Consider the following 23775-nt stretch of genomic DNA (forward strand, 5'->3'; position numbering starts at 1 on the left):
TACAATGGCCCGCTCTCGTCCTACGCCGCCACCGGCTGCGGTGTCCCAGGAATTTCCTTGTTTTTGCCAGAAAGCTGCCTGCCATGCTGCGTGCACCCATTGCGATCGTCCCTGTCCTGTTGGCTGCGAGCCTGCTTACCGCAGGCTGCTCCAGCACTCCGGAAGACAAGACCGCAGGCTGGACCACCGAACGCATCTATGCAGAGGCCCGCGACGAGCTCAATGGTGGCAGCTATGACAAGGCCGTCCCCTTGTTTGAAAAACTCGAAGGCCGCGCCGCCGGCACGCCGCTGGCCCAGCAGGCCCAGCTCGACAAGGCTTATGCACAGTACAAGGGTGGCGAGAAAGCCCAGGCGTTGGCAACGCTGGACCGCTTCATGAAGCTACACCCCGCCAGCCCAGCACTGGACTATGCGCTCTACCTCAAGGGGCTGGTCAATTTCAATGACAACCTGGGCATGTTCTCGTGGTTGTCGCAGCAGGACCTGTCGGAGCGCGACCAGAAGGCCGCCAAAGACTCTTTCGAGTCCTTCCGTGAGTTGACCACCCGCTTTCCCGAATCCCGCTATGCCCAGGATGCTCGTCTGCGAATGACCTACATCGTCAACTCGCTGGCGCAGTACGAAGTGCATGTGGCGCGCTACTACTTTCAGCGGGGTGCTTACGTGGCTGCCATCGCCCGGGCACAAAGCGCGCTGGCCGACTACCAGGCCGTACCAGCCACCGAAGAGGCCCTGTACATCCTGATCCAGTCCTACGATGCCCTGGGACTGACCCAATTGCGTGATGACGCCCGCCGCGTCATGGACACCACCTTTCCGCAAAGCAGCTACATGCAGCACGGCCTCAAGGGCAAGACGAATCCTTGGTGGAAGTTCTGGTGAGCGCATCCAGCGCTTGGGCAAACTCCTGCTCTGACTGAAGCTGGCGCATGGGCGGCAAGGCTGCCAGCAATTGCCGACCATAGCCTTTGGTCACCAGCCGCGTATCACCAATCACCAGAATACCGGCATCTGATTCATGCCGAATCAGGCGGCCGGCCCCTTGCCGCAGCGCCACCGCGGCCTCGGGCAACGAATAGTTTTTGAAAGCGCGGTGCCCAGCCTGCTCGATGCGGTGTGAGCGCGCCTTGACCAAAGGATCATCCGGGGGCGGAAAAGGCAGTTTATCGATCACTACCAGCTGCAGCGCATCCCCCGGCACGTCAAACCCTTCCCAGAACGACGCGGACGCCACCAAAATGCAGCCTGCCTGTCCCTGGCTGCTTCCGATGCGAAACCGGTCCATCAATCGGCGTTTTGCTCCCTGGCCCTGCACCAGGACCTCCAGCCCCGCCGAACCATCCGCAAACCGTGCCTGCAGCAGATGACCGAGCAGGCGCAGGGCCTTGAGGGTGGTCGTCAGCACCAGGGTGCGTCCGCCCAAACGCTGCGCAGCATCTCCCACCAGCTGGGCCAGTTGCGGGCCGTGCTGCAGGTCAGTGGGCGGCACCAAATGCCGAGGCACGTACACCGCCGACTGGGCCGCGTAGTCAAACGGGCTTTCCACACGCAGGACTGCCGCACCCTGCAGGCCGCAAGGCTCGGTAAACCAGCGCAGTTGGGGATCGGTTCCCAGCGTTGCCGAGGTGAAGATCCAGGCGCGTGCGCGCTCCTGATTTTCACCCGGCCAGCGACCAGTCTCCTCGCCATCGGTTACCGTCAAGGAGTCTTGCAACCGCGCCTGCATAGAGACAGCAATATCAAGCGGCGCCTCCACTAGCTGCAACTGCGTGCCCGCCTCCACCCAGCGCACTGCGTCATGCGCACAAGGCCCGGCAAACTGCTCCAGGCTTGCCAGAATCGCCGTGCCGCGCTCTTGCAAGCGCACAAAATCGGGAGCCATCTCGCATACAACCTCGAGCGACTGGAGTGCCTGAAGGCAGGCCTGTGTGACCTGGGCCAATGCACCGTGCCAGGCGGCAGCAGAAAGGCCTTCGGGTACCTCGCCCTCCCAGGACAGGCGAGTCGCAGGCCAGACCCTTTCGGAGAGCAATCGCAGGTCACGCGCTGCACGTTCCATCTGCACGCCCAGCCCTTGCCAGTCGGCCATGCCACGCGCGCGCTGCAAGCCCACGGCCAGCAGGTCTCGCGCAAAATCCAGCAATTGCCCCGTGCCAAGCTGCCGTCCAAGAAACAGAACTCCCGTTTCATTGAGTTGATGGGCTTCATCGAACACCACCACGCGCACGGTGGGCAGCAATTCAGCCATTCCTGATTCACGCACTGCACTGTCTGCGAAGAATAGGTGGTGGTTGATGACCACGATGTCTGCCTCCAGTGCTTCACGCCGTGCCTGTAACACATGGCACTGTCGAAACTGCGGGCATTGCGAGCCCAGGCAGTTATCGCGCGTCGACGTGGCCAGCGGGATGGCCGCCGACCGTTCATCTAGTGCGGGCAGTTCTGCCAGATCTCCGGAGCGGGTGGTCTGGGCCCACAGCTCGATGCGGGCCAGCGTCTGTGCCACGCTGCCGTCATGGACGGCGCTGTGCTGGCGGGCCTGCTCAAGCCGATGCAGGCACAGGTAACTGCCCCGGCCCTTGAGCAGCGCCGTGCGCACGGGCAGGCCCAGCGCCTGCACCAGGCGCGGCAAGTCCCGCGCATGTAACTGGTCCTGCAAGGCCTTAGTGGCGGTGGAGAGCAGCACCTTCTCACCGCTGAGCAGTGTCGGCACCAGGTAAGAAAAAGTTTTACCCACGCCAGTGCCCGCTTCAACCACCAGCACACCACCCTGCTCTATGGTCCGGGCCACCGCCAGCGCCATACGCAGCTGGCCCGGCCGGGGCCGAAAATCGGCTTCGGTGCGAGAGAGAGCGCCCCCGGGCGCAAACGACTGCTCCACACACCGGGCAAGCGATGAGAGGGGGTTTTCGAGGGGTGTTTGCGACAAATCCAAGACAGAACGGGCCCCTGGGGGCATCGTGGCATGGTAAAAACGCCACACAGCGCTTGATAATACGCGCTCTAATGGTCTGTCCAGGTTCCGGCAATCTCTGCTTCATCCACAATCAACGGAATGTCCAAAGCGATTCGCCTCAGCGCCTCAACCGGCATCCACAAAGGTGACCGGGAATACCAGCAGGATCAGGTCGCCCTGCTCTCGCATCCGCGCTACAACGGCTGCGTTCTAGCGGTGCTGGCCGATGGCATGGGGGGCCGCAGCGGGGGGCGCAAGGCCTCTGACCAGGTCATGCTGACCGCGCGCCAGTTGTTCGAGCGCTACTCTCCCGAAACCGATGATCCTGTGACCATGCTCAAAGCCCTGGTGCAGGAAGCGCATATCGTCATCCGGCTGACCGCCATCACGTCAGAGCAAGAACCCCACAGCACCATTACAGCCTTCCTCATCAATCCAAGGGGGGACTGCCACTGGGCACATGCGGGGGATTCGCGGATCTATCATTTCCAAAATGGCCGCATGATGCACCGCACCAGCGACCATTCGTACGTGCAGGCATTGGTAGACCGGGGCGAGATCACCGAAGCCGAGGCCAACAACCACCCGCATTCCAACATTCTGGTGGGTTGCCTGGGCACCGAGAGCGACCCGCCTATCGCCACCCACATGATCCACCAACTGCATCCGGGCGATGTGCTGCTGGCCTGCAGTGATGGCGTATGGCACTATTTTTCTCCCACCGAACTGGGTTCGGTCGTGGACTCGCTCACCCCCCGCGAAGCCACCGAGTTTCTGATCGAAAAGGCGCGCGTGCGTGCCCGGGGCGGCGGCGACAACCTGTCGCTGGTGATCGTGAAGATTGAAGCCCTGCAGGAAGAAAAAAAGGTCGCACCCTTGGTGCCACCGCTCGGTATTTCGCCAGCGGTCAAGACCTGATCTGCGCATAGGCCTGGCCTGCTCGGCGGTAACGGCTCAGGGCGGCAAGGGCGCTGCGGGCTTTTTACCTTGAGCAGCTTCGTCGGCTTGCCGTTGCTGCACACGCGCCTTGCGGGCCGTGGCGGCCTGCAAGCGTTCGGCTCGCCGCAAGCGTTCGCTCTCTGCCTTTTGCTGCACAGCCTGGTTGTGCTGTGCCTGGGCTTTGCGTGCGGCTCGCTGGCGCTCTGCCAGATGATGGGCACGCTGATCCGCGTGGGCCTCTTCCGTATTGCGGTCAACGCGGCCTGGGGCTACCGCAGGCCGCGCAGGAGTTGGTACCGGTGCGGTGCGCGCGCGCTGGCGCTGCCGGATGTCTTCGAGACGCTGGGCCGCACGCTCCTGGCGCTCGGCCTCATCCCACACGGACTCGCGCTGGCGCAGCACAGCCTGGGCATCGCGTGCATGGCGCCGGGCCTTGCGCAGGCAGTCTTCAACGGCGAAACGCTGGTAGCAATCAGCCTCGGACTGCCGCAAAGCCTGGGCGATGGCCTCCCGCTCCTTGCGCACGGCCTGTCGCCCAGCGGCCCGGGCAGACACTTCAGAGGGTGCGGGAACGGAAGCCGCACGCCCGTCCTCCGGCAACACCTGGGCCCAGGCTGCCATGGCCATGAAAGCGGCGCCCAGGAAGGCCAGAGAGACTGTCCGCTTCACGTCAACCCCGTGTCGACGACGCGGCGTTCCAGGGCCAGGTATTCCTTGGACTGCATTTCATTGAGGCGCGAGACCGTGCGTGGAAATTCATGCACCAGCGGTCCTTCGGTGTAAAGCTGCTCGGGCGGCACCGCGGCAGAGAGAATGAGCTTGACGCGCCGGTCGTACAGCACGTCAATAAGCCAAGTGAAACGCCGCGCAGGCGACGCCATGCTGACGGGCATGTAGGGCACATCAGAAAGCAGCACAGTATGGAACTGCGTGGCAATTTCGAGGTAGTCATTCTGCGATCGCGGTCCGCCGCACAGGGTACGAAAATCGAACCACACCACTCCGCCCGCCTTGCGCCGTGCCGTAATTTCACGGGCTTCAATGTGCAGCACCGGGTCTTCATCGCGCACCTCCGCCAGCTGATCGAAAGTGCGCTCCATCTCAGCGTCGGCCAGAGCCCCCAGCGGCGTGTGGTACAGCTGAACCTGCTCCAGGGTGCGGCTGCGGTAGTCGGTGCCGTTGTCGACGTTGATGACTTCCATGCGCTCTTTCAGTAAAGCGATGGCGGGCAGGATGCGGTCGCGGTGCAAGCCGTTCGGATACAGGCCATCGGGTTCGAAATTAGAGGTGGTGACAAATCCCACACCATTTTCGAACAGGGCCGCCAGCAGCCGGTGCAGGATCATGGCGTCGGTAATGTCCGCCACGTGAAATTCATCGAAGCAGATCAGCTTGTAGCGCTTGGCAATGCGTGCGCCCAGCACATCCAGCGGGTTCACCGTACCTTGCAGGCCCGCCAACTCGCGGTGCACCTCGCGCATGAATTCGTGAAAGTGCAGGCGCACCTTGCGCTTGAGCGGCACGGCGTTGAAGAAGCAATCCATGAGGAAGCTCTTGCCGCGCCCCACTCCGCCGTACATGTACACGCCCCGCGGAATATCGGGGCGGTTGATCAGCTTCTTCAGGGCGCTGGAGCGCTTGGACTTATAGGCAGCCCACTCGTCGGCACAGCGCTGCAGGGCCTGCACCGCACGCAGTTGCGCCGGGTCGCTCTGAAAGCCCTTGCTGGCCAGCTCAGCCTCGTAGGCCTGGATTACTGACGAGGACAAAGGCAATTCTCCATACTATAAAAACAATAGCTACTAACGCTTATCCAATAAGCGCTAGAGCCATATTTTTCTACAAAACAAAAATATCAGAAGTTCAAGGTGCGCTTGTCCACTGCCAGCGCAGCTTCCTTCATCGATTCGGAGAGCGACGGGTGGGCGTGACAGATCCGGGCGATGTCCTCGCTGCTGGCCTTGAACTCCATGGCGACCACCGCTTCTGCAATCAACTCGCTGGCCATAGGCCCAACGATGTGTACGCCCAGAATTTCATCTGTGCTTGCATCGGCCAAAAACTTGACCATGCCCGTGGTGTCACCCAGGGCGCGTGCGCGGCCATTGGCCAGGAAGGGGAAGGTACCCGCCTTGTACTGCACACCTTCCTGCTTGAGCTGCTGCTCGGTGCGCCCCACCCAGGCAATTTCTGGGCTGGTGTAGATGACCCAGGGGATGGTGTTGAAATTGACATGTCCGTGCTGGCCTGCGATACGCTCGGCCACGGCCACGCCCTCTTCCTCTGCCTTATGGGCCAGCATGGGGCCGCGCACCACATCGCCCACCGCCCAGACGCCCGGCAGATTGGTCTTGCAATCGGCATCGACGACGATGGCGCCGCGCTCGTCCAGCTGCAAGCCCACAGCCTCATGATTCAGGCCAATGGTGTTGGGCACGCGGCCGATCGACACGATGAGCTTGTCCACATCCAGGCTGACAGCCTCACCCTTGGCGTTGGTGTAGGCGACGTTCACGCCCTTTTTGCCGGACTTGATTTCGCCAATTTTCACGCCCAACTCGACCTTCAGGCCTTGCTTGTCAAAGGCCTTCTTGGCTTCCTTGGCGATCTGCTCATCCACGGCGCCGAGAAAGGTGGACAGGCCTTCCAGAACGGTGACTTCGGCACCCAGGCGGCGCCAGACCGAACCCATCTCCAGCCCGATCACGCCCGAACCGATCACGCCCAGCTTCTTGGGCACCGCGCCAATGCGCAGCGCACCGTCGTTGGACAGGATGTTCTCTTCATCAAACGCCACGCCAGGCAGCGCTCGCGCATTCGACCCCGTAGCCACGATGACTTGCTTGCCCACCAGGGACTCTTCAGTAGCGCCGGCGACCTTGATCTCGTAGCCGCCTTCCACCGTGCGCACAAAGGAGCCGCGGCCATGGAAGAAACTGATCTTGTTCTTTTTGAACAGGTAGAGGATGCCGTCGTTGTTCTGTTTCACCACCGCATCCTTGCGGCCGACCATCTTGGCTACGTCCATCTTGACGCCCGTAGCGGTGATGCCATGGTCTGCAAAGTGCTTGTTGGCGTGTTCAAAATGCTCAGACGACTGCAGGAGCGCTTTGGACGGAATGCAGCCCACGTTGGTGCAGGTGCCACCGGGCGCGGGGCCGCCCTTTTCATTCTTCCACTCGTCAATGCACGCAACGTTGAAGCCTAACTGGGCAGCGCGAATTGCACCGATGTAACCGCCGGGACCACCGCCGATGACGATGACGTCAAATTGTTTACTCATGGGGAAAACCTCATTCAATGGGTTGAAAACCCACCAGGCGCAGCGCCCAAGGGTGCCGCGCGGGTGGGTCGGGCCACGTGCAGTGGCTTAGATGTCGAACAGCAGGCGGGAAGGATCTTCCAAAGCCTCCTTCATGGCGACCAGGCCCAGAACGGCTTCGCGGCCGTCGATGATGCGGTGGTCGTACGACATGGCCAGGTAGTTCATCGGACGGATGACGATCTGGCCGTTTTCCACCACGGCACGGTCCTTGGTCGCGTGTACGCCCAGAATCGCTGACTGTGGCGGGTTGATGATGGGCGTGGAGAGCATGGAGCCGAAGGTTCCGCCATTGCTGATGGAGAACGTGCCGCCCGTCATTTCTTCAATGCCCAGCTTGCCGTCCTTGGCCTTTTGGCCGTACTCGGCGATCTTTTTCTCGATCTCGGCAAAGCTCATCTGGTCGGCGTTGCGCAAAATCGGCACCACCAGACCACGGGGCGAACCCACAGCGATGCCGATGTCGAAATAGCCGTGGTAAACGATGTCGTTGCCGTCGACCGATGCATTGATCACAGGGTACTTCTTGAGCGCATGCACCGCTGCCTTCACGAAAAAACTCATGAAGCCAATCTTGACGCCATGCTCTTTAGAGAAAGCGTCCTGGAACTTCTTGCGCATCTCCATCACCGGGGCCATATTCACTTCGTTGAACGTGGTCAGGATGGCATTGGTCGATTGCGATTGCAGCAAACGCTCGGCCACACGGGCGCGCAGGCGGCTCATGGGAACACGCTGCTCAGGACGATCGCCCAGATCAGGCTTAGCCGCCGGAGCCAAAACCTGGGGCAGTGTCTTGGTCGGCACACCGGTGGGAATCACCGAGGCGGTGGACTGCACGCCGCCAGCCACGGCTGCGAGCACATCGCCCTTGGTCACGCGGCCATCCTTGCCTGTGCCTGCCACGGCGCTGACCGACAAATGGTTGTCTGCCAGCAATTTGGCGGCAGCCGGCATGGCCACATCATTCTTGCTGCCACCTGCAGAGGCTGCGACGGGCGCTACAGCAGCCGGTGCCGCAGGCGCTGCGGGTGCCGCAGCACCGACTTTGCCTTCGGTGTCGATGCGCGCGATGAGTTGCTCTGCCGTCACGGTAGCGCCGTCGGCCTGCACGATCTCGGCCAGCACGCCCGCAGCGGGCGCCGGCACTTCGAGTACGACCTTGTCGGTTTCAATCTCGATCAGGATCTCGTCGATGGCGACAGCATCACCGGCCTTTTTCTTCCATTGCAGCATGGTGGCCTCGGCCACGGACTCGGACAACTGGGGGACTTTGACTTCTACGATAGCCATTTTGAATTCTTTCCAGAGAGGTGTTTTGTACTGAGTGAGGGGTTTCCGGCCTTACTTGGTCAGGACAAAACCCTTGAGCTTGGCGAAGGCACCTTCGACCAGGGCTTTTTGCTGCTCCTGGTGCAGATGCGAATAACCCACCGCCGGCGATGCGGAGGCCGCACGGCCCGAGTAGCCCAACTTTTGGCCATCGAGCATGTTTTCGTAGATGTTGTGCTGGATGAAGAACCAGGCACCCTGGTTTTGCGGCTCGTCCTGGCACCACACGATCTCAGTCGCCTTGGGGAAGCGCTTGAGTTCCGCTGCAAAGGCCTTGTGCGGGAATGGGTAGACCTGCTCGACGCGCACGATGGCCACGTCCAGGCTGTCCAGTTCAGTGCGGTGCTTGACCAGGTCGTAATACACCTTGCCTGAGCAAGCAATGACGCGCTTGACCTTGGCAGCATTGCGCACGACATCCTGGTTGTGCTCCGGAATCACCGTCTGGAAACTGCCCTTGGTGAACTCGGATAACGGCGAAGCCGCGTCCTTGTTACGCAACAGCGACTTGGGCGTCATGATGATCAGGGGCTTGCGCAGGTTGCGCACCATCTGGCGGCGCAGCACATGGAAGATCTGGCTTGCCGTAGTGGGCTGCACAATCTGCATATTGGCGTCAGCCGCCAACTGCATGAATCGTTCGAGGCGGGCCGAGCTGTGCTCGGGGCCCTGGCCTTCATAGCCGTGCGGCAGCATCAGGGTGATGCCGTTCACACGGCCCCATTTCACTTCACCCGAAGCGATGAACTGGTCGATCACGACCTGCGCACCGTTGGCGAAGTCGCCAAACTGCGCCTCCCAGATCACCAACGTGTTCGGATCATTGGAGGCATAGCCGTATTCGAAAGCCAACACCGCTTCTTCCGACAGGATGGAATCGATGACAACAAAAGGCGCCTGGTTGTCCGCCACGTTCTGCAGCGGAATGTAGCTGCCCACGTCCCACTTCTCGCGCTTTTGGTCATGAATGACCGCGTGGCGGTGCGTAAAGGTGCCACGACCGCAGTCTTCGCCCGACAGACGCACCGGATAGCCACTGGCCACCAGCGAAGCGAAAGCCATGTGCTCGCCCATGCCCCAGTCCACCGGGACTTCCCCACGGCCCATGGCAGCGCGGTCGTCATAGACCTTCTTCACCAAGGAGTGCGGTGAAACAGACTCTGGAATGGTGGTGATCTTCTCGGCCAAGCGCTTCCATTCGGCCAACGGAATCGCTGTGTCGCCAGCATCAGTCCACTTCTTGCCAAGGAACGGACTCCAGTCCACTGCGTACTTGCTCTTGAAGTTGGTCAGCACCGGATCGACCGTGTGCTTACCAGCATCCATGGCGGCGCGGTAGGCTTTGGCCATGTCGTCGCCCAGGGTTTCGCCCATGCCCTGCGTGGCCAGGCGATCGGCATACAACTTGCGCGTGCCGGGGTGCTGACCGATCTTCTTGTACATCAGGGGCTGCGTCAGACTGGGGGTGTCTTGCTCGTTGTGGCCGAGCTTGCGGAAGCAGACGATGTCCAGCACCACGTCCTTGCAGAACTCCATGCGGAATTCCAGCGCCAACTGCATGGCCAGCACGACGGCTTCAGGGTCGTCGCCATTGACGTGCAAAACCGGCGACTCGATCATCTTGACGATGTCCGTGCAGTACAACGTGGACCGCATGTCGCGCGGATCAGAGGTCGTGAAGCCGATCTGGTTGTTGATGATGATGTGCACTGTGCCGCCGGTGGAATAACCACGGGTCTGTGCCAATGCCAATGTTTCCTGGTTCACGCCCTGGCCAGCAAAAGCCGCGTCACCATGCACCAGCACAGGCAGCACCTGCTTGCCTTGCGGGTCTGCGCGACGGTCCATGCGAGCCCGCACAGAGCCTTCGACCACCGGGTTCACGATCTCCAGGTGAGAAGGATTGAAGGCCAGCGATAAATGGACGGGGCCACCAGGGGTCGAAACATCGGAACTAAAGCCCTGGTGGTACTTCACGTCACCGGAGGGCAGATCTTCAGGCGCAGTGTGGTCGAATTCTGCGAACAGGTCCTTGGGCATCTTGCCCAGTGTGTTGACCAGCACGTTCAACCGACCACGGTGGGCCATGCCAATCACGATTTCCTGGACGCCCCGCGCACCTGCTGCACTGATCAGTTCATCCATGGCGGCAATGAAGCTCTCGCCCCCTTCGAGCGAAAAGCGCTTCTGGCCGACATACTTGGTGTGCAGAAAACGTTCCAAGCCTTCGGCCGCCGTCAGGCGATCCAGAATGCGCTTCTTGCGTTCTGGGCTGAAATTAGGTTTGCTGCGAATGCTTTCGAGCTTTTGTTGCCACCAGCGCTTCTGGTTCTGGTCGGTGGCATACATGAATTCGGTACCGATGGTGCCGCAATAGGTTTCGTGCAATGCGTTGAGCAATTCGCGTAGCGGCATTTTTTCTTTGCCGAAGAACGTGTTGCTGGCGTCAAACACCGTTTCCAGGTCAGAGTCACTGAAGCCGTAGAACGACGGTTCGAGTTCTGGAATGGCCGGGCGCTCGGTGCGTTTGAGCGGATCCAGGTCGGCCCAACGTTGTCCCACGTTGCGGTATGCAGCGATGAGCTGTTGCACGGCGGTACGTTTGCGGCCCATTTCGGCATCGGCGCTGGCCACCACCACCTTGGTACCACCTGCCTTGGCGCGCTCGGCGAAGGCATTGACGACCGGCATGTGGGGCACGTCCTTGGCATTGCTGCCATCCACCGCAGGCACATGCTGCAGGGCATCAAAATATTCTCGCCAGGTGTCCGGGACGCTACCGGGGTTGGCCAGGTAGTTTTCGTACATTTCCTCGACATAGGGCGCATTGCCGCCGAAGAGGTAGGTGTTGCCTTGATAGGCTTGATAGACGGACGTTGTCTCGCTCATATTCCGCTGACCTCCGCTTTCCTTGAGAAAGCATTTGGTGGTTTAACAAACCTTCCGCGACACGGCTGAACCGGTTGGCGGATGCGACTGTGGCTGGGGAAGGGCCTGGTACGAACTCGATTGTGCCATTGATCGCTGAAACCTGGCGCCGTTGCGCCTCATTTGTTTCATGCACACCGTCCGCGCGATGCGGCTCTGGCGTACATTCAGCGCCTTGCATTGTTGCCGAACCGACACACACCCATGAACCAGCCTACGCTCCAGAACAAGACCCTCTTGCTGCTCCTGGTCACGGTCTCCGTGGCCTTCGCAGCGATTCTTTTCCCCTTTTATGAAGCCGTTTTTTGGGGTGTTGCGCTGGCCATTCTTTTCTCGCCGCTGCACCGCAAGGTACGTAAACGCATGCCAGGCAAGCCCAATCTGGCTGCGCTGTCGACCCTGCTGCTGTGCCTGGTGGTGGTAATCCTGCCCATGACGCTGCTGAGCATTTCGCTTGTGCAGGAGGCCACCCATGTGTACGAGCGGCTGCGCTCGGGCCAACTGGATTTCGGCACCTATGTGCAGCAGGTCATTGCCGCCCTGCCCGCCTGGGCCGTGAGTCTGCTCGACAGCCTGGATCTGACCAGTGTGGCCGCACTGCAGCACAAGCTGTCTACGGTGTCGGTGCAGGCCAGCCAGTTGCTGGCGACCCGCGCACTGAACATTGGGCAGAACACCCTTCAGTTTGTGGTGAGCTTTGGCGTGATGCTGTATCTGCTTTTCTTTTTGTTGCGCGATGGCCAGGCGCTGGGGGCGCGTATCCGCAGGGCTATTCCGCTGGACGAAAGCCATAAACAGGATCTGAGCAGCAAGTTCATCACCGTGATCCGCGCCACCCTCAAGGGGAACATCATGGTGGCCGCCACGCAGGGCTTGCTGGGGGGATTCATTTTCTGGGTGCTGGGAATTCAAGGGCCCGTACTGTGGGGGGTCCTGATGGCTTTTCTGTCCCTCTTGCCGGCTGTAGGCGCCGGTCTGATCTGGGGCCCGGTGGCCATCTATTTCTTTGCCACAGGCGCTGTATGGCAAGGCAGCATATTGACAGCTTATGGCGTGGGAGTGATCGGGCTGGTGGACAACATCTTGCGGCCCATCCTGGTGGGGAAAGACACCAAGATGCCCGACTATGTGGTGCTCATCTCTACCCTTGGCGGCATGACCCTGTTCGGCCTGCATGGTTTTGTCATCGGGCCCGTGATCGCTGCATTGTTCATCGCCATCTGGGACCTGGTCACGCCCCCCGGCCCCTGAATCAGTCGCCCCCCGGCACTTCCCGAAGGCGCCGGTAGACGGTATTGCGGCTGACACCCAGCACCCGGGCTGCCTCGGACAAGTTGCCCGCGCAAGCCGCAACGGTCTGAGCAATGGCCTGGCGCGAAATCGACTGAAGCTTCGCCAATCTCACGTCTACCGCCTCACTACCAGCCGCGCCTGCTTGGTCTGGGGCAGCAACGCCCAATCCGAGGGCCAGCGCCAAGTCATCGGAAAGGTGGTGCCAGTCGATGATGGATTCGTGCTCTTCCAGCAGCGCGCAGGCCGTGCGCAAGGCATTTGCCAGCTGACGCACGTTCCCCGGCCAGGGATACCGACGCAAGTTGTCGCGTAATCCAGCAGCAACGGCAATCGGGCGATCGGGCACCAGGCGCGAGAGCTGAGTTTCCAAGAGATGGTCAAAATCGGAGCGCTCACGCAAAGCGGGCAATTGCAGTGTCAGACCATTGATGCGGTAATACAGATCTTCGCGAAAGCGTCCTGCCTGCATCTCCAAAGGCAACTGCCGATGGGTTGCGCAGACCAGGGAAAAATCCACTGGCACAGGTTTTCCACCCCCCAAGGGCACGACCTCGCGCTCTTGCAGGACACGCAACAGCCGGGCCTGCAAAGACAACGGCATGTCTCCGATCTCATCCAGAAACAAGGTTCCGCCATGTGCCTCTCGGACACGCCCAGGCGTGCCTTCGCGGCGGGCACCGGTAAATGCGCCCCCTTGATAACCAAACAGTTCGGCCTCTATCAGGTTCTCGGGCAAAGCGGAGCAGTTCACCGCGACAAAGGCTTTTGTGCAGCGTGTGCCGCTGTCGTGCACGGCCCGGGCAAACATCTCTTTGCCCACGCCCGACTCCCCCTGCAGCAGCAAGGGAATCGGCTTATCCATCACCTTGCGTGCACGCGCAATCGCTGCTTGCATCACTGCATCACCCGTGTCCAGCGCCGCCAGCGCATCCTTCCTTTGCCCCGCCTCGGGCAACTGTGACTGCGCGCCGCGCGTGTATTGCAGCGAACGCCCCGTCTCGGCCCGCAACCAGACGGATTCTCCTGATGTTGTGTGTACGACCCGCGGAATATGCACCGATCGCTGACACCAATCGAACAACTGGTCTAGTGGTTCCACCAAAACTGCATCCAACCGCACCTGTCCCAGGTCTTGCCAGACAAGGCCTAGAAGATCGAGGGCCGAAACACTGGCGCCGACGAGCACACCATCCCCCCGCACTGCCAACAAACCTTCCGTCATGGTTCCCAGACCTTCAGGCTGGGCATGAAGACGCAATCGCAATCCAGCCCATTGGCGCAGGTCGTGCCGCGTCTCAAACAGCCGGTGCTCAATCATTCGCGCGGCCGACCGTACCAGACCAAGGGTGTGACGATGGTAGCCACGGTAGTCGCCGGACACATCCAGTGCACCCAGCAAATGGCCATCGGGGGCGTGAATGGGGGCTGCGGCACAGGTCAGGAAACCATTGCGCTCAAGAAAATGCTCATCGGCGTGCACAACCAGCGCACGATCGTCCGTAAGTGCCGTGCCAATCGCATTCGTACCGCGGTATTGCTCATGCCATGTGGCACCCGGGCGCAACGCGACTCGCTCGGCACGGTCCACAAACTGAGGGTCTCCTGATGCATGCAAGAGCATGCCGTCCGTCCCGGCCAGCACCACCATGCTGTCGCTGTCGCGTGTCTGGTCGAACAAAAACTCCATCACTGGTCGCGCATGCGCGACCAATTCACGCTGAATTTCGAGCGCCCGGGCCAGTTGTGCAGCAGAAGCATGCGGGACGCCTGGAGTTCGACCGCAAGGCTGTAAACCGGCATTCCAGCTTCGCAACCAGGAGCGGGATAACTCCGACTGAATCATGTCGGGCGGCAAGCTGCCGCTGTTCATCAGTTGGCGGCGTGCCTGTCTGAGCAGGCGCGGAACGGGTCTATCCGGAAGAGCGGAAGGGGGCATGGCCGTTTGTCTCCTGATGGTTCAGTGGCCAGGATGGGTGCGCCATCTCCGGCGTCGCCATTGCGGCATACATGGTGACAGGCCCATTGTGCGCCAGGGTGTATTTCAGTTTCAGCAGGAAAACCCACCCAGTTGTTCTGTTTTGCAACACCCTGTACCACCTGGCAGCACACTGGGACACCCGGTACAGCCTCGCTTTCGCCTTAAACCAGCAAGAACACTGGCTTCACGCCATCAAACTACCCAAACAAAGGCTGGCATGCATTGTGCGTAACGTCCTGCGAAGACTGCCCACGGGAATCGTGGATCGCTTCATGGTCAACACATTCATTCAAGGAGACATTCCATGCTGTACGCCCTCCCCGGCTCCCCCGACGCGAAGATCAAATACAAACCCCGCTATGACAATTTTATTGGCGGCAAGTTTGTTGCACCGGTGAAGGGTGGGTACTTTGATGTAGTCACTCCCATCACCGGCAAGGTGTACACCCAGGCTGCACGGTCTACTGCAGAAGACATTGAACTGGCGTTGGATGCCGCACACGCCGCCTCGACAAAATGGGGTCGCACCCCTGCCGCAGAGCGCTCCAACATTCTCCTCAAAATTGCCGACCGTATCGAGCAAAACCTGGAACTATTGGCTTACGTAGAAACGGTGGATAACGGCAAGGCCATTCGTGAAACGCTGAATGCAGACATTCCCCTCACCGCGGATCATTTCCGCTACTTTGCAGGCTGTCTGCGGTCTCAGGAAGGTAGTCTGAGCGAAATCGATGGCGACACCATTGCCTACCATTTCCATGAACCCCTGGGCGTCGTTGGCCAGATCATTCCCTGGAATTTTCCCATTCTGATGGCTGCATGGAAGCTTGCACCGGCACTGGCCGCTGGCAACTGCGTGGTACTCAAACCGGCGGAATCCACGCCGGTATCCATCTTGGTCATGATGGAGTTGATTGCCGACCTATTGCCTCCCGGAGTTTTGAACATCGTTAACGGTTATGGCCGTGAGGCGGGAATGCCGCTGGCGTCCAGCCGCCGCATTGCCAAGATTGCCTTTACGGGCTCCACCGCCACAGGACGAGTCATTGCGCAAGCTGCGGCTAACAACTTGATTCCGGCCACGCTGGAACTGGGTGGAAAGTCGCCCAACATCTTCTTTGCCGACGTGGCCAATGCCGATGACGACTTCTTTGACAAAGCCATCGAAGGACTGGTGCTGTTTGCTTTCAACCAAGGCGAGGTCTGCACATGCCCCTCCCGAGCACTTATCCAGGAATCGGTCTACGACCGCTTCATGGAACGCGCTCTGGCACGTGTCAAAGCCATCCAGCAGGGCAGCCCACTTGACACCAACTGCATGATGGGCGCCCAGGCCTCCGTTGAGCAGATGAAAAAAATCGAGACCTATCTTGCATTGGGCAAGGAAGAAGGTGCGCAGGTGTTGATCGGGGGCAACCGCGCACAGCTGCCCGGCGACCTGTCGGGCGGCTACTACATCCAGCCAACACTGTTCAAAGGCCACAACAAGATGCGCATTTTCCAGGAAGAAATCTTCGGCCCTGTGCTGGCAGTCACCACGTTCAAAGACGAAGCTGAAGCCCTGGCGATTGCCAACGACACACCCTACGGTCTGGGCGCTGGGGTATGGACACGGGACGGCAGCACAGCCTACCGTATGGGACGCGCCATCCAAGCAGGCCGGGTGTGGACCAACTGCTACCACGCCTATCCCGCTCACGCCACGTTTGGCGGCTACAAAGAATCAGGCATTGGCCGCGAAACCCACAAGGTAATGCTCGACCACTACCAGCAGACCAAGAATCTGCTCGTAAGCTACAGCCCCAAGGCACTCGGCTTCTTCTGACGTAGGACGGGCGGCCTCTGGCCGCCTTTTTTCTCTCAGCAACCGACCTTGAAAGGACTGCCATGCCCGAACGTGTCGTAGCGACGCCTGCTGCCGAGGCCATGATCGATCGCCTCAAAGAGCAGCACGGTTTGGCATTGATGTTCTATCAATCACACGGGTGCTGCGATGGCAGTGCGCCGATGTGCTACCTCGAAGGCGAGCTGACCCCAAGCCGTTACGACCTGCTGCTCGGGAAAATCGGAGGCTGCCCCTTCTATATCAGCGAGTCCCAGTATCAATACTGGAAAAACAGCCAGTTGATCATTGACGTCACCGAAGGAAGTGGTTCCACCTTCTCCCTAGAAGGCCCAGAGGACGTCTGCTTTACGACTGGCTCCAGACTGTGGACTGACGCAGAGCTGGAGACGCTCAATCATCCAGGCCTGGATCCATCTCCGGAAACAGTACCTCAGTAAAACCAAACTGGGTGAAATCGCGCATACGCATCGGGTACAGGATGCCAGCCAAATGATCACACTCATGCTGCACCACCCGCGCGTGAAAACCATCTACATCGCGCTCTATGGCATTCCCTTGCATGTCATAGCCTGTGTAGCGGATGTGGGACCAACGCGGCACGCGGCCTCGCAATCCGGGCACCGACAGACAGCCTTCCCAATCCAGCGCCTCTTCATCCCCTACCGGGGTAATCACTGGATTGATAAGCACCGTGGCAGGCACCAGTGGCCGGTCAGGGTAGCGGGGGTTGGGTACATCGGAGCCAAAGACCACCACCTGACGATCCACCCCGATCTGCGGTGCAGCAAGCCCTGCCCCCATGGCCGCACGCATAGTGTCGTGCATGTCGGCGACCAGTTGCCGCAGTGCATCAGTGCCAAATTCAGTCACAGGACGAACCGCACGGAACAACCGCGGGTCACCCATTTTCAGTATCGTGTGGACAGCCATGGTCAGAGAAAAGTTGGTAACGGGCGAGCGTAAATCTTTTTGCCAACGCTTGTATTGGCAGGGCTGCAAACCGAACCACAGCATACCGGTACTGCGGACAGGCTCTTTCCCTCCAGTAGCACAGCCCTGGATGCAAAATACGGTGACTAAAAACCATGCCCTACCGACCCAGACCATGGAACCCTCCACTGGCAAGCCTACCGCAGCAGCAGCTGGCACCGGCCGACCTGCTCCACCCGTTCACCGCACGCTTCCGCTGCTGGTGCGATGGGCACTGCTGTCGTTTGCCATCATGTGTCTGGTGCTGGGAATCATAGGCGTGTTTGTTCCCGGACTGCCGACCACCGTATTCATACTGATGGCCGCATGGGCCGCAGCTCGTAGCTCTCCCCGCCTGCACGAATGGCTGTGGTACCACCCCTTGTTTGGTGTCATGCTGCGCGACTGGGCCAACGGCGGCCGTGTCAACCGCCGCTCAAAATGGAGCGCGACGATACTGATGACCTTGTGCGGAGTCATCTTGTTTGTCACAACGCCCAAGATTTGGGCTGCGGCGATGGCCTGCACTTTCATGGCCTGCGTGCTGACATGGCTCTGGTGCCGCCCAGAGCCTGTATGAATATGGCAAACAGCTGAATTTCACAATTTTTTATGTATATAATCTGAGGCTTATTCCTCGATAGCTCAGTTGGTAGAGCGCCGGACTGTTAATCCGTAGGTCCCTGGTTCGAGCCCAGGTCGAGGAGCCAAAATTTTCAGGCCCTGCATGTGTAAGCGGGGCTTTTTCAATACCAATCATTCCTCGATAGCTCAGTTGGTAGAGCGCCGGACTGTTAATCCGTAGGTCCCTGGTTCGAGCCCAGGTCGAGGAGCCAAAAAAAAGAGCCCTGAACGATTCCGTTCAGGGCTCTTTTTTTTGCAAATTGCTGCTGCACCAGATTTGTCTGAATTCAAGGCCCCTTGTCTCAGCGACAATCATGACATTGCTCGTTAACCAACCCCATGTCACCCGAACTGCCTTGGCTGGAAAATACGGATCCATTCCCCGCCCCTCTTCGGGCTTGGGGGCCTGATAGCCCAGCCCCTGGACTGCTAGCGGCCGGGGGAAATCTCGACGTATCTCATCTCGCTCAAGCCTATCGCCAAGGCACCTTTCCCTGGTTCAGCACGGGCCAGCCCATTTTATGGTGGTCACCCGACCCACGGATGGTGCTGGAGACAAGCAACTTTCAGCTGCACCGTTCACTGCGCAAGACACTCCAAAAATTTCGTGCCAACTCTGAATGTGAAATCAGGGTAGACCACGACTTTCAGGCGGTAATTGCCTATTGCGCAGGAAAAAAACGCAAAGAACAGAACAGCACCTGGATCGTGCCATCGATGATCGAGGCTTATTGCGCCTTTCATGCAGCAGGCCATGCCCACAGTGTTGAAACCTGGGTGGGCGGTCAACTCGTTGGAGGTCTGTACTGCATTGGCATGGGTCGCGCTGTTTTCGGTGAATCCATGTTTGCGCTGGCGACTGATGCCTCCAAGATCGCCTTGGCTGCTTTGGTATGCTTGTGCCGTCACCAGCAGGTTCCTCTGATTGACTGCCAGCAAAACACGGGCCATCTTGCGTCACTCGGCGCACGGGAAATCTCGCGCACGGCATTCTTGCAACATGTGTCTGCAGCATGCACGCAGGAACCACTGCATTGGTCTTTCGACCCCGTATACTGGGACGAGCTTCTGCCACCCTCAGCGCCTGCGGCATGACGCAACTCAACGACCTTCCTCTACAAACACTGCAGTTCTACGCCACGGCACCATATCCGTGCAGTTACCTGCCCAATCGCCAAGCCCGATCACAGGTTGCAACGCCTAGCCACTTGGTCCGCAGCGACATCTATTCCCAACTGGTCTCACAAGGTTTCCGCCGCAGCGGGATGTTTACCTACCGCCCTTATTGCGATGGTTGCCGAGCGTGTAAGGCACTGCGCGTGCTGGTCAATGACTTCAAGCCCGATCGCAGCCAACGCCGCTCCCAGGCACAGCACGCCCATTTACAAGCCCGGGTACTGCGCCCCAGCTTCGTCCCTGAACACTACCAACTCTATCTACGCTACCAGAACGGTCGCCACGCTGGCGGAGGCATGGACCATGACAGCATTGACCAGTACACCCAGTTTTTGCTCCAGAGCCGGGTGAACTCACGTCTGGTGGAATTCCGTGAACCGGACACGGAAGGCACCCCGGGCCCTTTACGCATGGTGTCGCTACTGGATGTACTCGACGATGGGCTCTCGGCGGTCTACACCTTCTACGAACCCCAAGCCCGCAGCAGCTATGGCACATTCAGCATCCTGTGGCAGATTGAACAGGCCCGTACACTGGGCCTGGCCCATGTCTACCTGGGCTACTGGATTGCAGAGAGCCCCAAGATGAACTACAAGGCCCGCTTTCTTCCCCATGAAGTATTGACAGACGAGCAATGGCACCCGGTCGGTTTGCGCAAGTCACCTGTTCCAGAGAAGCGGCGTGATTTCACAAGGTAAAATCACATTTCTGCCGTATTGCACACCCCATGAAGAAAACAGACCCGGACCTTCCCGCCAAACCCAGCGTACAAGTCATCGAGCGCATGTTTGCACTGATCGATGTGCTTGCCTCGCGTGAGGAAGCGATTTCTCTCAAAGAAATCAGCGAGCGAACCGGACTGCACCCCTCCACCACACACCGCATCCTGAATGACTTGGCCATTGGCCGTTTCGTGGACCGCCCCGAATCAGGTAGTTACAGGCTGGGGATGCGCCTTCTGGAATTGGGTAACTTGGTCAAAGGGCGCCTGAGTGTCCGCGATGCAGCCATGCATCCCATGCGCGAGTTGCACCGCCTCATACAGCAACCTGTCAATCTCAGCATGCGCCAGGGTGATGAGATCATTTATGTCGAACGGGCGTACAGCGAACGCTCAGGCATGCAGGTGGTGCGGGCCATTGGGGGGCGTGCGCCACTGCACTTGACATCTACTGGCAAATTATTTCTGGCGGCTGACGATCCTCAACGCCTACGCGCCTACGCCATGCGCACAGGCCTGGCTGGCCACACACGCAACAGCCTGACGCAATTGCCTGCGCTCGAACGGGAACTGTCCAAAGCCCGCGCCAGCGGCATCGCCCGTGACAACGAGGAGTTGGAACTGGGGGTGCGATGCATGGCGGCAGGCATCTATGACGACCAAGGACGGCTAGTGGCCGGCCTATCGATCTCTGCTCCGGCCGATCGGCTGGATGAAAGCTGGTTACCCAAATTGCAGTCCACAGCGCACGAAATATCCGTAGCTTTAGGCTACAAACCGCAGCCAGATAGTGCGCCACGGGGCGCCCTATCGTTACCGACCCATTAGGCCCAACAACAGGCTGCACCAGTGCGACACGGCAAGAATTTTTTCAACTCTTGCCCGCAATGCCCCCGCCACCCAAAGCCGCTGGGTGCGTGGCGACCATGGATTCAACCCAGTTGCGCACGCGAACCGCATCGCCAATTCGGCTGAGCTTGCCTGCCGAATCGAGGAAAACCATGATCAGTTTACGTCCCGATATTTGTGTCTGCATCACCAGACAACGGCCTGCTTCCGAGATATAGCCCGTTTTCTGCAGGCCAATATCCCAACTGGGATTTTTCACCAACTGATTTGTGTTGTTGTATTGGAGGGTTTTTTGCCCGACCGCAACTTCATAACCTGGGGAAGTGGAGAATTCGCGCAGAACCGGGTCGCTGTGAGCAACGTTGACCAGCAACGCCAGATCGCGGGCGCTGGACTGGTTAAGGCTGGAAAGCCCGGTGGGTTCAACGTAGCGCGTATCGGTCATTCCCAACAGGCGCGCCTTGACATTCATTTGGGTGACAAAAGACTTGAGGCCTCCGGGATAGGTGCGTCCCAATGCATTGGCTGCCCGGTTCTCGCTGGACATCAGCGCCAAATGAAGCATCTCCCTCCGACTCAGCGTGGTGCCAACAACCAGACGCGAGCGGCTTCCCTTCTCCGTATCGATGTCGTCTTCTGTGATGGTGATGGCCTCATCCATCGGCAAGGCCGCTTGGCTGATGATGAGACCCGTCATGAGCTTGGTGAGCGAGGCAATAGGAAGCACGACTTGATCGTTTTTGCTGAACAAGACTTCGTGGGTGTCCTGGTCTACGACCAAGGCAACACTGGATTTGAGGTCCAGGGGGTCATTCCGATCATGCAGGCCTGCCAACTCTCCAAAGGACTGGCGCGCTGCCGCCATGCGAACCGGTGCACGTGCGGACGCCGAAACGATACGTGAAGCCTTCCCACGTGCTGCCAGCTTGCGCGGGGCCACCGACTTGGCTGCAGGACGTTTTCCTGCGACTTGGTGCTTTTTTTCCACCGCCTGTTTACGCGGTGCGGCTTGGGCGCCAGAGGTGGCAAACAACAGCCCTGCCAATACCATTCCACACAGTTGAAGCAGTGAGCGTGGGGCCATCTTGGATTGGTGTGAAATCAAAGCTCATCTCCTGGCGGCAACAATTGTTTCACAGTGTAGTTCCAATAAAAAAATCGCGCAAGATCAATGTCTTGCGCGATGATTTGCATCAATTAGGCGAGATTTTACGCGGATTCAACCGCCCCTGCGAACTCGCCTCGGCGATTCAACCCTGCGCAGCCACCCGATCCGCCTTGCTGTGCAGTTTATTGAGTGCACCGATATAGGCCTTGGCCGAGGCCACCACGATATCGGGATCAGCCCCCACACCATTGACAACCCGCCCACTGTTTTGCAGTCGCACAGTGACTTCGCCCTGGCTCTCGGTGGAGCCGCTGATGGCATTGACCGAATACAGCACCATTTCTGCGCCGCTTTTCACATGCGACTCGATGGCTTTGAGTGAGGCATCCACAGGCCCATTGCCATCAGACTCGCCTCGCACCTCTTTGCCGTCTACCGTGAAAACCACGCTGGCATGGGGCCGCTCTCCGGTTTCACTGTGCTGCGCCAGAGACACGAACGCATACTGCTCGCTGCCCCCGTGAACGCTGTCATCGCTCACCAGCGCCAGAATATCCTCGTCAAAGATTTCGCTCTTGCGATCGGCGAGTTCCTTGAAGCGAGCGAACGCGGCGTTGGTATCGGCCTCGCTTTCCAAACTTACCCCCAGATCCTGCAAGCGCTGCTTGAAAGCGTTGCGACCGCTGAGCTTACCCAGAACGATCTTGTTGGCGCTCCAACCCACGTCTTCAGCGCGCATGATTTCGTAGGTGTCACGGGCCTTGAGCACGCCATCTTGGTGGATACCGCTGGCATGGGCAAAGGCATTGGCGCCTACCACGGCCTTGTTGGGCTGTACCACAAAGCCAGTCGTCTGGCTTACCATGCGACTGGCCGCAAGGATATGCTGCGTATCGATACCCACTTCCAAGTTGAAGTAGTCCTTGCGTGTCTTGACCGCCATGACCACTTCTTCGAGCGAACAGTTTCCCGCACGCTCACCCAAACCGTTGATGGTGCATTCCACTTGGCGCGCGCCACCAATCTTGACGCCGGCGAGCGAATTGGCCACTGCCATACCGAGGTCGTTGTGGCAGTGCACAGACCAGATTGCCTTGTCACTGTTGGGAATGCGTTCGCGCAAGGTCTTGATGAAGTTGCCGTACAACTCAGGTACGGCATAGCCTACGGTGTCGGGCACATTGATCGTAGTAGCGCCCTCATGGATCACTGCCTCGATGACGCGGCAAAGAAAGTCCACTTCGCTGCGGTAACCGTCCTCAGGGCTGAACTCGATGTCGCCCACCAAGTTACGTGCAAAGCGCACCGATTGCTTGGCCTGCTCCAGCACCTGCTCAGGCGTCATACGCAGCTTCTTTTCCATGTGCAGCGGACTGGTGGCAATGAAGGTGTGAATGCGCGCACTGTTGGCCCCCTTAAGAGCCTCGGCCGCGCGGGCAATGTCGCGGTCATTGGCGCGCGAGAGCGAGCAAATGGTGGAATCCTTGATCGAGTTGGCGATCAGTTGCACCGCCTCGAAATCGCCATTGGAGCTGGCCGCAAAACCGGCTTCGATCACATCCACACGCAGGCGTTCGAGTTGGCGTGCAATGCGCAGCTTCTCGTCGCGCGTCATGGATGCACCGGGCGACTGCTCGCCGTCGCGCAAGGTGGTATCGAAAATAATCAGCTTGTCAGCCATGTGGTTTCTCCTGGTTCCTGGTGGGTTGATGGCCCGCAGCGCAATTTATGG

19 protein-coding genes and 2 tRNA genes are annotated in these 23775 nt (G+C 59.5%); 11 read left to right on the forward strand and 10 right to left on the reverse strand.

From position 1 onward, the window contains the following. The first annotated feature begins 83 nt into the window (after positions 1–83). Positions 84–884, forward strand: a complete 801-nt coding sequence (locus C8D04_RS05735) for an outer membrane protein assembly factor BamD (protein WP_116003990.1) — start codon at positions 84–86, stop codon at positions 882–884. Here C8D04_RS05735 and C8D04_RS05740 read toward each other — a convergent pair. Further along, a complete protein-coding gene (locus C8D04_RS05740) occupies positions 847–2961 on the reverse strand; it encodes an ATP-dependent DNA helicase (protein WP_116003991.1) in 2115 nt (704 codons plus the stop codon). The genes C8D04_RS05735 and C8D04_RS05740 overlap by 38 nt on opposite strands. Positions 2962–3057: 96 nt before the next feature. Between C8D04_RS05740 and C8D04_RS05745 the strand changes: the two genes are divergently transcribed. Continuing rightward, the gene (locus tag C8D04_RS05745; protein ID WP_116003992.1) at positions 3058–3876 is read left to right on the forward strand and encodes a protein phosphatase 2C domain-containing protein; all 819 of its coding nucleotides are present in this window, start codon (positions 3058–3060) and stop codon (positions 3874–3876) included. A 36-nt stretch (positions 3877–3912) separates the two neighbouring features. Here the strand turns inward: C8D04_RS05745 and C8D04_RS05750 are convergent, their stop codons facing one another. The 5 genes from C8D04_RS05750 to C8D04_RS05770 all read right to left on the reverse strand — a co-directional run bounded on the left by C8D04_RS05750 (position 3913) and on the right by C8D04_RS05770 (position 11440). Beyond that, positions 3913–4566 carry a hypothetical protein gene (locus C8D04_RS05750; RefSeq protein ID WP_133243607.1) on the reverse strand — a complete coding sequence of 218 codons (654 nt, stop codon included), beginning with the start codon at positions 4564–4566 and terminating at the stop codon, positions 3913–3915. Further along, positions 4563–5666, reverse strand: coding sequence for a cell division protein ZapE (gene zapE, locus C8D04_RS05755; protein WP_116003994.1), 1104 nt, complete (start codon positions 5664–5666; stop codon positions 4563–4565). The genes C8D04_RS05750 and zapE overlap by 4 nt, the downstream gene beginning before the upstream one ends. An 86-nt stretch (positions 5667–5752) precedes the next feature. Next, a complete protein-coding gene (lpdA, locus tag C8D04_RS05760; protein ID WP_116003995.1) occupies positions 5753–7180 on the reverse strand; it encodes a dihydrolipoyl dehydrogenase in 1428 nt (475 codons plus the stop codon). Between the two features lie 87 nt (positions 7181–7267). Continuing rightward, positions 7268–8512, reverse strand: a complete 1245-nt coding sequence (odhB, locus tag C8D04_RS05765; RefSeq protein WP_116003996.1) for a 2-oxoglutarate dehydrogenase complex dihydrolipoyllysine-residue succinyltransferase — start codon at positions 8510–8512, stop codon at positions 7268–7270. 51 nt (positions 8513–8563) lie between these two features. Then, on the reverse strand, positions 8564–11440 hold the full coding sequence (locus C8D04_RS05770; protein ID WP_116003997.1) for a 2-oxoglutarate dehydrogenase E1 component: 2877 nt from the start codon (positions 11438–11440) through the stop codon (positions 8564–8566). Positions 11441–11683: 243 nt separating this feature from the next. On the opposite strand from C8D04_RS05770, the gene C8D04_RS05775 reads away from it, so the two are divergent. Continuing rightward, positions 11684–12730, forward strand: coding sequence for an AI-2E family transporter (locus C8D04_RS05775; protein ID WP_116003998.1), 1047 nt, complete (start codon positions 11684–11686; stop codon positions 12728–12730). Position 12731: 1 nt separating this feature from the next. Here C8D04_RS05775 and C8D04_RS05780 read toward each other — a convergent pair whose 3' ends face one another. After that, on the reverse strand, positions 12732–14627 hold the full coding sequence (locus C8D04_RS05780; protein ID WP_347708411.1) for a sigma-54-dependent Fis family transcriptional regulator: 1896 nt from the start codon (positions 14625–14627) through the stop codon (positions 12732–12734). 427 nt (positions 14628–15054) lie between these two features. On the opposite strand from C8D04_RS05780, the gene adh reads away from it, so the two are divergent. Next, positions 15055–16575, forward strand: coding sequence for an aldehyde dehydrogenase (adh, locus tag C8D04_RS05785; RefSeq protein WP_116004000.1), 1521 nt, complete (start codon positions 15055–15057; stop codon positions 16573–16575). 62 nt (positions 16576–16637) lie between these two features. Further along, a complete protein-coding gene (locus C8D04_RS05790) occupies positions 16638–17033 on the forward strand; it encodes a DUF779 domain-containing protein (RefSeq protein WP_116004001.1) in 396 nt (131 codons plus the stop codon). Here the strand turns inward: C8D04_RS05790 and def are convergent. Beyond that, positions 16987–17526: a peptide deformylase gene (gene def / locus C8D04_RS05795; protein ID WP_116006043.1), complete on the reverse strand. Its 540-nt coding sequence runs from the start codon at positions 17524–17526 to the stop codon at positions 16987–16989. The two genes, C8D04_RS05790 and def, sit on opposite strands and share 47 nt — an antisense overlap. A 175-nt stretch (positions 17527–17701) precedes the next feature. Here def and C8D04_RS05800 point away from each other — a divergent pair, with 175 nt between their 5' ends. The 6 genes from C8D04_RS05800 (at position 17702) to C8D04_RS05825 (ending at position 20914) form a co-directional block, all read left to right on the forward strand. Continuing rightward, entirely contained in the window at positions 17702–18145 is a 444-nt protein-coding gene (locus C8D04_RS05800) for a YbaN family protein (protein WP_116006044.1), read from the forward strand. A gap of 54 nt (positions 18146–18199) precedes the next feature. Then, positions 18200–18275: transfer RNA gene (locus tag C8D04_RS05805), tRNA-Asn, on the forward strand. Positions 18276–18325: 50 nt separating this feature from the next. Then, positions 18326–18401: transfer RNA gene (locus tag C8D04_RS05810), tRNA-Asn, on the forward strand. Positions 18402–18528: 127 nt separating this feature from the next. Next, positions 18529–19284 (forward strand): leucyl/phenylalanyl-tRNA--protein transferase, encoded by a 756-nt coding sequence (aat, locus tag C8D04_RS05815; RefSeq protein WP_116004002.1) that lies wholly within the window; start codon positions 18529–18531, stop codon positions 19282–19284. Then, positions 19281–20063, forward strand: coding sequence for an arginyltransferase (locus C8D04_RS05820; RefSeq protein ID WP_116004003.1), 783 nt, complete (start codon positions 19281–19283; stop codon positions 20061–20063). Before aat ends, C8D04_RS05820 begins: the two co-directional genes overlap by 4 nt. A 29-nt stretch (positions 20064–20092) precedes the next feature. Beyond that, positions 20093–20914: an IclR family transcriptional regulator gene (locus C8D04_RS05825; protein WP_116004004.1), complete on the forward strand. Its 822-nt coding sequence runs from the start codon at positions 20093–20095 to the stop codon at positions 20912–20914. Between the two features lie 43 nt (positions 20915–20957). Here the strand turns inward: C8D04_RS05825 and pbpG are convergent, their stop codons facing one another. Together pbpG and C8D04_RS05835 are read right to left on the reverse strand one after the other, a co-directional pair. Beyond that, a complete protein-coding gene (pbpG, locus tag C8D04_RS05830; RefSeq protein WP_233521233.1) occupies positions 20958–21986 on the reverse strand; it encodes a D-alanyl-D-alanine endopeptidase in 1029 nt (342 codons plus the stop codon). Between the two features lie 199 nt (positions 21987–22185). Next, entirely contained in the window at positions 22186–23724 is a 1539-nt protein-coding gene (locus C8D04_RS05835) for a 2-isopropylmalate synthase (RefSeq protein ID WP_116004006.1), read from the reverse strand. Positions 23725–23775 lie beyond the last annotated feature (51 nt).

It is taken from the genome of Simplicispira sp. 125 (genome assembly GCF_003096555.1).
GTDB lineage: Bacteria > Pseudomonadota > Gammaproteobacteria > Burkholderiales > Burkholderiaceae_C > Simplicispira.